Source organism: Priestia sp. BR_2, assembly GCF_041954005.1.
In the GTDB taxonomy this organism is placed as follows: domain Bacteria; phylum Bacillota; class Bacilli; order Paenibacillales; family Paenibacillaceae; genus Paenibacillus_AQ; species Paenibacillus_AQ lautus_A.
Genome location: NZ_JAVFHM010000305.1, coordinates 18190 through 31194 on the forward strand (window position 1 = coordinate 18190; position 13005 = coordinate 31194).

Consider the following 13005-nt stretch of genomic DNA (forward strand, 5'->3'; position numbering starts at 1 on the left):
TAGGGTCATTATACCGGATTTTTGCGGCCGGGGATAGATCAACTACAGGTCTGCAGCACTATTCAGCCATACCGTCTTGTTTGCGGCCGGTTGACGTTTCCCCTGCTTCGGCTCCATGTCCGGATATCCGATGTACAGGAAACCCAGCATTTTATCGTCAGGCTTCAATCCGAACGCTTGGTTCATCAACGCGTGGAAACACGGCTCGCCGGTTCTCCAAACGGCGCCAAGACCCAGCTCATGAATTTGCAGCAGCATGTTCTGGATGCCGGCGAATACCGCTCCGTACTCTTCCAGCTCAATCACCTTCGGATCCGTCGACGGCTCAACCGCCACACCGATGACGACCGGAGCGCGGTACGCCTTCGTACGTCCCGATTCGCGCGCTGCGTTCACGGCCTCTTCGCTCGTATCGTCGCCGCCGGCCACCTGAATATCCCCCAGGGCATTGCCGAGCACGTCGCGGCCTTCCCCTTGCATGACAAAGAATTTCCACGGCTCCGTCAGCTTGTGGTTCGGCGCCCAGGTTCCTGCTTCGACGATCTGTTCGATCAACTCCTGCGGTACGGCGTCAGGCTTGACCTTGCCAAGGCTGCGGCGCGTGCGGATAGCTTCACTTACGTTCATATTTGATTTCCTCCCGAGCTCTATATAGTTGTTCTTATTTGCATACTCCTAATTGAGAGTCTATCTCAATTATAACAAAAAGAGAAGGGGACACCTATCGAGATTCTCGGGTACGGTTCATGTCATAAATTGACCAGTTGAAGAATAACAAGCTCTTCTCTGTCTCCAAATCCTCGATTATAGCCTAGAATTATTGTAAATCCTCCTCTGTTTTACTAGCATTTGGATCGAAACGTTCACATCCTTCCCCTCTATTTTATCTAGATTTCCATGCCATTACCTGGGATAATGAGGTTTAACTCACACAAGAAGATTAGGAGGATGATTCATGACTGATAAGCGACTTATAACGCCCGAGGATTTGTACCGGATGCACTGGGTGAATGACCCTGTCGTATCCCCCGCAAGCGGGGCCATAGCCTATGTACATAAGTCCGTGAGCGAAAAGCACGACGGCTACCGTTCCCATATCCGCCTGCTTCCCGCAGGGGGCGCTCAGGATATTCCCTTCACTTCCGGCGAAGCCGATGCAGCACCCGCTTGGTCCCCCGACGGGTCTGAGCTTGCCTTCTTGCGCAAAAAGGGCGATAAGCCACAGGTATGGATCATGCCTGCCAACGGTGGGGAAGCCCGCCCCGCTACCGACCTGAAGCACGGCGTCAGCGCATTTAAATGGTCGCCGGACAGCTCGCGTCTGCTGGTTCGGAGCGAAGCCGAAGCGGCTGAATCTACCGAAAGCGAAGAGAAAGACAAAGACGACAAGCACAAGCTGCCGGAAGAAAAAATCATTAATCGCATTAAATATAAAGCCGATGGCCCCGGATTATGGAATGACCGCCGACATCATCTATTTATCGTGAATCCGGCTACGGAAGAATGCAAACCAATCACCGAAGGCGATTTTGACGTATATGCCTTTGCCTGGTCACCCGACGGCGGCAGCATCGCATACAGCAGCACCCTCGCCACGGAGCATTTCCCGGACCCGGATCTTCGCTTGACGAACGATGTGTTTGTCATGGACCTGTCCAGCGGATCGGTAACCGAAATCACGGACGGAACCCTCTCGATCGGTTCCATTGCGTTCACCCCGGACGGGCAGCATGTACTCATGCTTGCCAGCGATCTCAGCTGCGGGTTTGCCACGCTGACCAAAATCCACCTGGTTCCGCTCTCGGGCGGAGAAGCCCGCGTCCTCTTCACGGACATGGACGTTCAGCTCGGGCACGCCGCTGTCAGCGACATGAGAGCCGGGGCGGGAACGCCTCCCCTGTTCAGCAAGGACTGCCGATCGGTTTACGTTCAGCTCAGCCAGGATGGGGGCGTCCATATTGGACGTTTTGCCTTGGACGGCTCCTCCTTCGAGCTGGTGGTGGCAGGTGAACGCGAGGTGTACCAATTCGCACTGACACCGGAAGAAAACGTGGTATTTGCCGCTGCCGACCCGCTGCAGCCGGGCGATCTGTTCAGCTTCACTACAGGCAGCAACGAGGAACGCCGTCTGACGAACTGCAATGAGGAGCTGTGGAACGAACTTACGTTAAGCACGCCGGAGTCCTTTACGTTCCGTACGTCGGACGGCTGGCCGATCCAAGGCTGGATCATGAAGCCTGCCGGCTTCGCGGAAGGCTCCAAGGTCCCGGCCGTGCTGGAGATTCATGGCGGTCCGCAAGCCATGTACGGACACACGTTTATGCATGAGTTCCAGCTGCTGGCAGCAGCCGGCTATGCCGTTTTCTATACCAACCCGCGGGGCGGCCATGGATACGGTCAAGTCCACGTCAATACCGTCAGAGGCGATTACGGCGGGCGGGATTACCAGGATCTTATGGAAGCCGTGGATTATGTTGTGAATACCTACACTTATATCGACGCTTCCCGTCTCGGCGTGACCGGCGGCAGTTACGGCGGCTTCATGACCAACTGGATCGTCGGTCATACCGACCGGTTCCAAGCTGCGGTAACCCAACGCTCGATATCGAACTGGATTTCCTTCTACGGCGTCAGCGATATCGGCTATACCTTTACCCAGGATCAAATCTGGGGCAATCCTTGGGACGATCTCGACAAGCTGTGGAAGCACTCCCCGCTCGCTTACGTGAAGAATGTCAGCACGCCGCTGCTTATCCTTCACGGCGAACAGGACCTCCGCTGCCCGATCGAGCAGGGAGAACAGCTGTTTATCGCCTTGAAGCGACTGGGCCGTGAAACCCAGCTGATTCGCTTCCCCGGCGCGGACCATAACCTGTCCCGTAGCGGCAATCCGCACCTGCGGGTCCGGCGCCTCAGCCACATCGTCCGCTGGTTCGTGGAGCATATCGAAAAATAACATCAAAAGAAAAACCATCCCCGTGCGAGCTGGCGCAATGAACGCTCGACAGGGATGGTTTTTTTGTGTTGCTTCATCAAACAGGACCGTACACCCTCTCGCCCGCTACAACGGTCTCCCGGACCATCATGCCCGATCCGTCCGTATCGCAGTCGAACAGCGTCAGGTTCGCCGGGCTCCCGAGCGCAAGCCTGCCCAACTGCGGCATATCCAGCACCATAGCCGGGCGGACCGTGACCGCGCTTACTGCTTCCGCCAGCGTCATATCCGTATAGCGAATCGCATTCGCAATGCCAACCTCCAGCGAAGAAGCGGATCCGGCCAGTATCGCCGGATTCGCTACCGTATGCAGGCGCCCGTCCGCCGTCAGCTCGACTTCGCCTCCGATGAGTACCTTCCGGGAGCCATGCCGCCGAACATGACGGCATCGCTGACAAGCACCGCTTTGTTCCGTTTTGCCCGCAGCATCGTTTTCAGCACAGGGGGCGCCAGATGGTGGCCGTCCGGTATAAAGGTGGCCCATAACCGGTCGTCCGCCAGCTGGTGCCAAATATAGTTGGGGTGGCGCGGCAAAACGGGCTGCGAGCCGTTCCCCAGATGCGTCGAAACCGTTGCCCCTGCCTGCACCGCCCGATCGATCTGCTCGCCGGTTGCCATCGTATGCCCGATCGCGACGATAACACCTGCCTTGACTACCTTCTCTATAAATGGAACCGAGCCTTCGCGTTCCGGCGCGAGTGTCACCATCCGGATAAGCCCGTCAGCCGCATCCTGAAGCCGTTGAAACTCATCCCAATCCGGATTCCGGATATACTCCCTCGGATGCGCCCCGCGACTGCCGTCTTCATCGGAAAGATAGGGGCCTTCCATATGAATGCCGACTATCGAGGCGCTCCCAAACTGCTTGGACCCGGCATACTTGGACAATGCCTGAAATGCTTGACGCATCCGGTCGTAGCTGCCCGTGATGACCGTCGGCAAGTAGGCGGCGACCCCGCACCGATGGAGCGCCCGCGTCACGCCTTCAATGTCGCTTTGCGACGTCACGGTTCCATTCAAATCGTATCCGCCGAAGCCGTTGACCTGCACATCGATCCAGCCGCTGCTGATCCAGGGCAGCAACGCCGTCTTATCCCCCTGACCTAACCGTCGTATGGCCGCGATCCGTCCGTCTGACGACTCTACCTCAACCGGCTCGCCGGTGTGCGGGAGCTTTCCACGCCACATCATAGGTGCCCCCTGCCTAAGCCCATTGATATATCGGCGCTGCCGATGCTTTATCCAGATACAGCATCCAGCTGGAATGCGTCTTCAGGATGGTAGCCGGCACCCGGTTATCGACCCCGCCTTGAATCGTATTTTGAATGGCTGCCGCTTTCGCCTGATGAGGCACGACCGATACGATATGGCAGCTCTTCAAAATCTGCTTGACCGTCATCGTAATCGCCTGTTTGGGCACTTCCTCATTCGATGCAAACCAGCCTTCCCTTACCTGCTGGCTCTTGCAGGTATCGCTGAGATTCACGATCGTATAAGGCGAATCGTTATCAAAATCGGCCGGCGGATCATTAAAGGCAATATGCGCATTCTCCCCGATCCCGATCAGGGCCAAATCCACGGGCGCTTTGACGATTTCCTCGTTCAGCCGCTTCACCGTTTCCTCGGGATCGCCCTCCCCGTTGATGAGCCAAGCTTGGCCGACGCTCGCATATTTCAGGAAGCGCTCCTTCAAGTACTTGCGAAAGCTCGCCGGATGGGATTCCGGCAGCGCGATGTATTCGTCCAAATGGAACATTTCGATTCGTTCCCATTCCAGATTCAGCTTCACGAAGTGCGACAAAAACTCAAACTGCGACGCGCCCGTCGACAGGACGATTCGCGCTTTTCCTTTATCCGCGATTGTATCGCGGAGAATCGCCTCGCAAGCGCGGGCCGCCTCCAAGCCTGCCTGATCCGCATGTTCCAAGATGTTCAACTGCATAATGATAATTCCTCCTTGTTGTACAACATTGTAGAAATGTAAGCCATTAGGCCAGAACGCCGCTATTCATAAATTCCTCCAGCCTCACCATGCGTTTTTCTACGCGGGAACGCTCGGCGGCAAACGCCATCAGATGACTCTGGATCGATGCTTGGGCAGAGGTTGTGCTGTTATGCTGTCCCTTGGATTGAACCGACTTCACAAAATCGGCGATCAAACGCATATCCCCGCCGCCATGGCCTACATGGCCTTCCGGATCGACGAGCTGGATCACTTCCTGCTTGCCGCTGCCGAAACGGCGGATCTCGATCTCATTAGTCTCCATCGTGGCCCGTATTTCGCCTTCGGTGCCCATTAGCTTGATGGTACGGTTGCATTTCTCCGTGAACGCGCTCATCGTGAACACCGCCGTAATGTCATGCTCGAACTCCATGCTGACGACCTGATGATCCACGACGTCGTTATCGCAGTGGTACACGCACCGGCCAAAAGGACCCTCCAGCATCGCTTGGTAACGCGCTTCGTAACTCGGGTCGTTGCTCGCAGCCTCGCCTTTCCAGCCCGCATTCTCGATCAAATACGTATTCGGCGCATAGTACTGGCATTCGTGCGATACCGGGCATCCATCCAGGCATCGCTTCGGCGCGCCGGGCGGAGCCGACTCCGGACGGAAATGCGACAGGTGGCCATAGGAGGCCACGCTTAGGCATCGGCCTCCCGCCAGCCATTGCATGATGTCCAAGTCATGGCAGGATTTGGCCAAAATCATCGGGCTGGATGACTCGCTGTTATTGAAATATCCCCGCACATACGAGTGGGCCTGGTGCCAATAGCCGACGTTCTCGTTGTGCTGGATCGACATCAGGCGGCCGATTCGTCCTTCATCGAGCAGCCGTTTAAGCTCTTGGAAAAAAGGCGCATACCGGAGAACATGGCAAATCGTTAACGTACGGTCGAAGGCTTCCGCCTGCCGGCCCATATCGATGCATTCCTGCCACTCCGGGGACATCGGCTTTTCCAGAAGCACATGATACCCGGCTGCCAACGCCTTCATGGTCGGCTCATAGTGGTCCCGGTCCCTCGTGCAGATGAAGACCGCATCCGATTGACGGGGTCCGGCAAACAGCTCATCCCAGCTTGCAAAGCATTGCTCATCCGCTATCCCGAACTTCGCTTGGCAGCGGCTGCGCCGCACCTCATTCGGATCGGCAACGGCAACAATCTGCATCTCCTCCGGTCGCTGGAGCGCATATCCGCTGTAAATCATGCCGCGAAGGCCGGCTCCGACCAGCGTGACCGTTAGTGGTTTTGGTTTACTCATGTCCTTCCACATCCTTTCCCTCTAGTTGCCCGCGATATTCTACCCGCGGTTCGTTCAGCTCGGAGGGATCAAGCATCTTGAAAATGCCGGGAAACACGACGCTCATCGCTTCCTCCTCCTCAAGCTGCCGAGCCCTGACCAGATCGGCTGCGCTGCTCACAGGATGAATGGCCGTAATCGTGCCGATTCTATGGTCAACCTCCGCGGCAAGCTGCACATACAACCCTTCCCGACCTACCGTATAGAACGGGACCGCTCCCGCCTGCCACTCATCAAAGTGGGAGATAACCTCCATGCACCGGATGACATCGTACGTGCGCAGCGCAGCCAAACTGTCCCCGAGCCAGATCAAATCATCGGCAAGCTTATGCAGCACCCCAAAATAAGAACGCGCGGGCTTACCATAGATCGGATAGGGCTCATGAGGACCGACCCCGGACGTGTTCAGCACCAGCACGGCGCGGCCGGATCGGCAGGTTTCCTGAATCCAGGCCCAATGCGCTTTCAGCTGGCGGGTCCCTCCCCGCCAAACGGCAACGGTCAGCGGCCGCCTTCGTTCGGCTGTATCCTCGGCCAGTCGGAATACATAACCGCTGTTCATGATGCCCTCCTGCGACCACCACAAGCGATAATCGGCCTCAAGGCCCTCCACTGCGCCCAGCCCAATGATGCGCGGGTTCAATTCGCAAGGCTTCCGGGAGGCGTAAATCTTCTCCTGCAGCCACTGCCTTGCTTGATCCCGTCTTTGCTGCGTCGGCAGCAGCGAACGGGCTGCTGCCAGCTGGTCGCAGCGATCGGCATTGAAGTCCCGGATCGTCCTTCCGTCCGCCTTATCCCGGTACACCTGACCGCCGGGACTGCACCACAGTTGTTCCGGAGGCAGCGCCTCGATCTTCATGGCATCGTTGGGAACAGCCTTCACCTCGAGATGCCGGACGAAAAATGCCGCGGCCGCCGCGGCCAGCCGATCCGTATAGCGGTGCGTCGAGGCGTCGGTCACAAGCTGCAGGTCGCCCGGGTGACCGAGCAGCTCCCAGAAGCGCCTGCAGCGATCAACGGTGCGCCGCGTGCCTTCAATCGGGAAGAAATCGTATTCTGCCGCCAACACGATCAGCGGCTTCGGCGCAAAAGCGATAAGCAGATCCTCATGGTCGTAACCCAGCCCGGACAGGCCCGGCCATACCTGCTCGGCATCCTGCACGCCGCCGGCATGCATGTACAGCTGCCGGTTCATGATGAAGGTGGCGGGAGCCGCCGCCGCTATGCGTTCATCGCAGACCATCATCATGGCCGTCTGCGTTCCGCCGCCGGAATTTCCCGTTACGCCGATCCGCGAAGGATCGACCTCGGGCCGTTCGCACAAGTAGTCGATGGCACGCATGGCATCGTGAACGAAATATCGGGCTACGCTGTCGCCGAGCATATGGCACTGAACGCCGTACTGCTGATGCTCCTTCGTTCCCCATAGGACGCTCCCTTCCAGATCCTCGAAATCATGAAGGCTAAGGCGCTCGCCCTGCCCGATCGGATCGATGGCCAGCACGATGATGCCCGCCCGGACGAAGTGCTGGATGACGCGCTGATAATAGGCATCATGCTTCGCCCCCAGCTCGTGCCCGCTCAGAAACAGGACGGCCGCGGAGCGTTCTTCCCGGTGATCGGGCAGATACAGATTCGACGTGACATCATACCCCGGGAGGGACTCGAACATAACCTTCTCTACTTGAAATCCGGTTCCGCGAATGCTTCCCGTTGTGCGTCCGTTAAGAAGGGAATCGGTTCTGCCACCTGACATGTTGCCGGCGTCCCCCGCGGACCAGCGCGAACGTTCCTTAAGCGGAGAGCTGTCAGGCGATGTTTCCTCCCCGAATGCCGCCCCTTCCTCCCTTTCCGGTTTCGCGAATGCTTCGGGAAGACCGCCGATGGACCTCAGGAAGGCCGCCTTGATGTCCTCCTGCCGCTTTCTTGCCGCCTCGGCCGTGACGATGGAATCGCGGATAGCATCTCCGGCGGCAAATGAGGCATCGGAACGCTCGAACACATGCGCTTTCAACTGATCCCGCGTGTCGTATAACGTGCAGACATACTGCTCCAGTTCCTGAACGCTGTTCATCTCGATGAACTCCTGTTGACGAGCGTCGGCAAAACGTCCGGAAGCTTCATCGCCCGGCCTTCGGCAATGGAGCGATTGGCCGTGGCGCCGATCAGAAGGGATTCGGCGCCTACCGAGCTGTCGGCTTGTTGACCTAGCGGATCTTCGATCCCGCCTTCGAACAGCGCCTTGCGCAGCTTCGCATCCCCGCCGCCGTGACCGGCGGCCGATGTATTGACCTCGACCAGCTCTTCCGTGCCATCGGCTCTATAAATATGAATCCGGCTCGCTTCCCCTTGCTTCATATCCGCGTTGCTGTATACATTCGAGACCTCAATCCGGCCTTTGCTGCCGTTGATCGCGGCGCGCCAACCCTCATACGGGCTATAGGCGACGAGGGAATAGGTCAGCATCGCATCATTGTCGTACCGGACATTGACCGACATCGTGTCATAAATGTCGATCCGGCCGTCAAACAGGCAGCGGTCCCGCAAATAGCCGTCGGCTTCTTCCGCCTGGCGATAGTATTTTTCAAGAAACGGATCCTTTTCGTTATCCATATAGAACTCGCACTCGTCTTTCCGGTGGCAAGTCAGGCATCGTTCTCCATGGTCCTGCCGGTCGTCCCCGTACACCCGTCTCGTCCCAAACGCATGAACTTCCGCGGGACGGCTGTTCATCCACCAGTTCACGATGTCGAAGTGATGCGTGGACTTGTGAACCAGCAGCCCGCCGCTGTTCTTCATCTCGGCGTGCCATCTGCGGAAATAGTCCGCGCCATGCCGGCGGTCCAAAAACCACTCCAGATCAATATGGTAAACATCTCCGATGGCTCCTTGCAGCAGCAGTTCCTTCACGGTCGCAAAATAAGGCGCAAACCGAAGGTTGAACGTGACCGTCACCTTCTTGCCGCTCTCCGACTCCGCCTGCAGGATCTCCCGGCACTTGTCTTCGTCAATCGTCATCGGCTTCTCGCTAATGACGTCGCAGCCTGCCCTCAAGGCTTGCACGATATAAGTATGATGCGTGTAATCCGTACTCGCCACGATCACGACATCCGGCTTCGCGTCGGCGATCATTCCGTCAAAATCATCGTAGACGGGGATTCCCCCGCACTCCTCGCTCAGAAAGCGAGCCCGCACCGGATTGGCATCATACACGCCTTCAAAGGCAAGGACGCCTCTCCAGTCGGTAACCATCGGCTTAGCAAACATATACAGCGCTCTCGATCCAGCGCCGACCAGCACGTACTTCTTCATGTCGTAAGTTCCTCCTTCAGCCTTTCATCCCTGTCGAAGCGATGCCTTGAACAAATTGCTTCTGCGCGAACAGATAGACGATGACGACCGGCAGCGTCGTAATAACGGCCCCCGCCATCAGCAGCGCTTGATTGACGTTGTCCGATTTCAGGTAGAGCAAGCCGAGCGGCAATGTGTACAATTCCTTGTCTTGCAGGTAAATCAACGGGCCCAACGTGTTGTTCCACGCGCCCATGAAGGTGAATACGCCCAGCGCGGCCAGCGCCGGCTTGCACAGCGGCAAATAAATTTTGAAGAATATGCCCGGCGGGCTGCAGCCGTCGATCGTAGCCGATTCATACAGCTCTTTGGGCAAGGATTTAATGAACTGATGCATTAAGAAAATACCGAACGCCCCGCCCAGGAAGCTGGGCACGATCAAAGGGTAATACGAATTCAACGCCCCGAATTCCTTCCAGATGAAATAGGTCGGGATCATGGTCACTTGTGACGGAATCATTAGGGTAGCCAGCATGATCATATAGATGAGCCCCCGCAGCCGAAAGGTAAACATCGCCAGCCCGAAGGCCACGAAAGCGCTGGAGACCAAGGATCCCACCATCTCGATCGAAACGATGAAAAAGCTGTTCAAGGTATATCGGCCGAAGTCGACTTTATTCCATATCGTCACATAGTTATCCCAATTCAGCGGATTCGGGATGAGCTGCGGCGGCATCTGCGAGATGGCGCCAACCGTCTTCAGCGACGTGGACAGCATCCATATGAAAGGGAACACCATGAAAACCGCACCGGCAATCAGCAGCAGGTACATCAGCACCTTAAGCAAGGAGTGAGTCGTCTTAGTCATAGTGCACCCACTTTTTCTCGAAATACTTCTGGGACAACGTGAAGCTCAGGATGATGACAAACAGCAGCCAGGCCGTTGCCGATGCCGGTCCCATCTTGAAGAGCAGGAACGCGTCCCGGTACACCAGCAGATTCGGCACCATATTTCTCTCCGGTATGCCCGTGGTGATGGAGCCGAACAGACCGAGGAACACGTCGAATGCCTGAAATGCCGAGATGGTAGACAAGATCATGACGAGATACACCATCGGCGTTACCATCGGGAACACCACCTTCGTCAGCTGCTTCCAGCCATTGGCGCCATCGATCTGCGAGGCTTCCAGCACCTCTTTCGGAACGTTCTGCATGCCGGCCAGAATCATGATCATGGATTGGCCCACACCCTTCCATACCTGAACGATCGCGATGCTGGAGATGACCATCAGCCAATGGCTGCTGTCTATCCATTTGACGGGGGCAAGGCCGACAGACTCCAGCACCCAGTTAATCACGCCGTATTGATAGTTGAACATCCACACCCAGACCACGCCGCCGGCGATCCACGGAGTCACGACGGGGAGGAAATAGAACAGCCGGAACAAGCCCTTGGCCCGGATGGCCTGATTCAGCATGAATGCGATCACGAATGCCATCAACGTCTGAATCGGCACGAAGATAAGCGCAAACACAAACACGTTCCGGATGGACACCCAGAACTCGTGCTTGTTCAGGACGCGCACCCAGTTGTCCAGTCCGATCCACCGCGGCGGGTTAAACAAATCCCACTCCGTGAAGGAAATATACGTGGAGAATAGGATCGGAAATAAGAGAAAAACCACGACATTGATGACAAACGGCAATGTGAAGATATAACCCCAGTATCCCTGTTTCTGCATGACACACCTGCCTTTCGTTAACGGAGCAGGGATGCAATCCGACACGTCGCCAAGACTGCATCCGCCCTGATCCCATGAAAGCTATTTACCGGAGTCCAGCACATCCTGAACCTTGGCATGAATATCCTTCACGCCGTCTTCCACCGAAACGTTGCCCACCATGATTTCATTGACCACCTGCTGAACCAGAATCCGCCATTCGCTCCAGGTAGCATTCTCATCAAGGGTAACGCCGCCTTCGTTAATGCCGTCCGTGAAAGCCGCTTTGTTCAGCGGTTTGGTTGTGCTGTCCTTCAATTGATCCAGCGCCGACTTTTTCACGGGCAGCGTGGATCCCGTCTTGACGATGATATCCTGCACTTCATCGCCGAGGTAATATTTCAGGAACTCCCAGGCGGCATCCTTCGATTCCTGCTTGGCTCTGGAGGAGACCAGCCACGTGTTGGCTACCATCGGAACATAGCGCTTGCCGTCAACCCCTTTCGGAATTTTGACGACATCCCAGTTCGTATCGGCAAAGCTCTCGTTCATATTCACCTGCAGGCTGTATTGAAGGAAATACATCGCGGCCTTGCCGCTCGCGAATACTTCGAGCTCGCCGCCGTTCGCTTTCAGGTAATCGATATCGGCAAAATAGCCTTGATCCAAACCGTCATACAGCTGCTGTAATCCGGCCGCGGTTTTGGGATCGTCAAACCGCGATTTGGTCAGGGTGTCGTCCAAGGCCGAGCCGCCTGCCTGCTTGATCCAAGGAAACCAGCCGTTGGTTATGGAAAAGGAACCGATGAATCCGAATTGGCTGGTTCGGTCTCCTTCCTTGATCGTCAGCTGCTTGGAGGCTTCAATGAGGTCGTCAAAGGTCCAGTCGTCGGTCGGTACCGGCACGCCGGCCTTCTCGAAGACATCCTGGTTGTACGCTAGCGCAATCGGGTTAATGCCGTGGGGGACGCCCCAGATCTTCCCTTCCGGCGTTTTGGCGGAGAACAGGCCGTCGATGTATTCGTCCGCTTTCAGGTCGGATTCAATGTAGGAGGACAAGTCCTCTGCCACACCGCGTTCCCCGTAGCTAAGTATGGTGGCGTTCTCTTGGAACCAGACGTCCGGCATCGTGTTGCCTGCAATCTGCGTGGCGATCTTGGACGTAAAGTCCCCCCACGGCGCTTCTTGGATTTCAACGTTGATGTGGGGGTGGGACGCAATAAAACCGTCGATAATTTCTTTGCTCGTCACCTCATAGCTGCCAGGGAGCCCAATCTTGAGCGTCACCTTCTCTTTGCTGCCTTCCGCTTCCCCCGGCGAGACCTCCCCATCGGTTGACCCGCCGGATGAGGAGCATGCGGTGAACATCATCATAAACGCCAGCATCAAAGAGATTACCTTTACCTTTTTTGACATTGAAAACCCTCCTTTTTAAGTTACAAATAGAGATAACGTGTTTTCTGCTCCAGCTCATTCCAAAGGCATTCATTCTATAGTAATCGATTTCTGTAACGAGTATAGCATGGAAGCCCTTTCTTGAATAGAGTTTTCTATGTTAGCATCGATTATTTTTCTACTATATGTCTGACTTTCGAGCGTTATATAAGGTGTTCCGAGGTTTTACAGGAATTGTTTTCCACATGCTGAATCAAGAAACGGATAGGAAAAAAGTTAGTAATCGATATCTTTATTAACA

11 protein-coding genes are annotated in these 13005 nt (G+C 56.1%); 1 reads left to right on the forward strand and 10 read right to left on the reverse strand.

What is annotated here, in order from left to right:
- Positions 1-42: 42 nt before the first annotated feature.
- Positions 43-627, reverse strand: coding sequence for a nitroreductase family protein (locus tag RB298_RS25745; RefSeq protein ID WP_012818767.1), 585 nt, complete (start codon positions 625-627; stop codon positions 43-45).
- A 328-nt stretch (positions 628-955) separates the two neighbouring features.
- On the opposite strand from RB298_RS25745, the gene RB298_RS25750 reads away from it, so the two are divergent.
- Positions 956-2956: a S9 family peptidase gene (locus RB298_RS25750; protein ID WP_486049188.1), complete on the forward strand. Its 2001-nt coding sequence runs from the start codon at positions 956-958 to the stop codon at positions 2954-2956.
- Between the two features lie 76 nt (positions 2957-3032).
- On the opposite strand, the gene RB298_RS25755 is transcribed toward RB298_RS25750, so the two are convergent.
- The 9 genes from RB298_RS25755 to RB298_RS25795 all read right to left on the reverse strand — a co-directional run bounded on the left by RB298_RS25755 (position 3033) and on the right by RB298_RS25795 (position 12725).
- Complete coding sequence (locus RB298_RS25755) at positions 3033-3221, reverse strand: amidohydrolase family protein (protein WP_486049334.1); 189 nt, start codon at positions 3219-3221, stop codon at positions 3033-3035.
- 101 nt (positions 3222-3322) lie between these two features.
- Positions 3323-4186: an N-acetylglucosamine-6-phosphate deacetylase gene (locus RB298_RS25760; RefSeq protein ID WP_486049190.1), complete on the reverse strand. Its 864-nt coding sequence runs from the start codon at positions 4184-4186 to the stop codon at positions 3323-3325.
- Positions 4187-4199: 13 nt separating this feature from the next.
- Positions 4200-4937, reverse strand: a complete 738-nt coding sequence (locus RB298_RS25765; protein WP_486049192.1) for a glucosamine-6-phosphate deaminase — start codon at positions 4935-4937, stop codon at positions 4200-4202.
- A gap of 46 nt (positions 4938-4983) precedes the next feature.
- The gene (locus RB298_RS25770; RefSeq protein ID WP_486049194.1) at positions 4984-6258 is read right to left on the reverse strand and encodes a Gfo/Idh/MocA family protein; all 1275 of its coding nucleotides are present in this window, start codon (positions 6256-6258) and stop codon (positions 4984-4986) included.
- The gene (locus tag RB298_RS25775; protein ID WP_486049196.1) at positions 6251-8371 is read right to left on the reverse strand and encodes an alpha/beta hydrolase family protein; all 2121 of its coding nucleotides are present in this window, start codon (positions 8369-8371) and stop codon (positions 6251-6253) included. The genes RB298_RS25770 and RB298_RS25775 overlap by 8 nt, the downstream gene beginning before the upstream one ends.
- On the reverse strand, positions 8368-9609 hold the full coding sequence (locus tag RB298_RS25780; RefSeq protein WP_486049198.1) for a Gfo/Idh/MocA family protein: 1242 nt from the start codon (positions 9607-9609) through the stop codon (positions 8368-8370). Before RB298_RS25780 ends, RB298_RS25775 begins: the two co-directional genes overlap by 4 nt.
- A gap of 16 nt (positions 9610-9625) precedes the next feature.
- Positions 9626-10456: a carbohydrate ABC transporter permease gene (locus RB298_RS25785; protein WP_486049200.1), complete on the reverse strand. Its 831-nt coding sequence runs from the start codon at positions 10454-10456 to the stop codon at positions 9626-9628.
- The gene (locus RB298_RS25790) at positions 10449-11330 is read right to left on the reverse strand and encodes a carbohydrate ABC transporter permease (protein WP_486049202.1); all 882 of its coding nucleotides are present in this window, start codon (positions 11328-11330) and stop codon (positions 10449-10451) included. The genes RB298_RS25785 and RB298_RS25790 overlap by 8 nt, the downstream gene beginning before the upstream one ends.
- An 81-nt stretch (positions 11331-11411) precedes the next feature.
- Positions 11412-12725 (reverse strand): ABC transporter substrate-binding protein, encoded by a 1314-nt coding sequence (locus RB298_RS25795; RefSeq protein WP_213580096.1) that lies wholly within the window; start codon positions 12723-12725, stop codon positions 11412-11414.
- Positions 12726-13005: the final 280 nt, after the last annotated feature.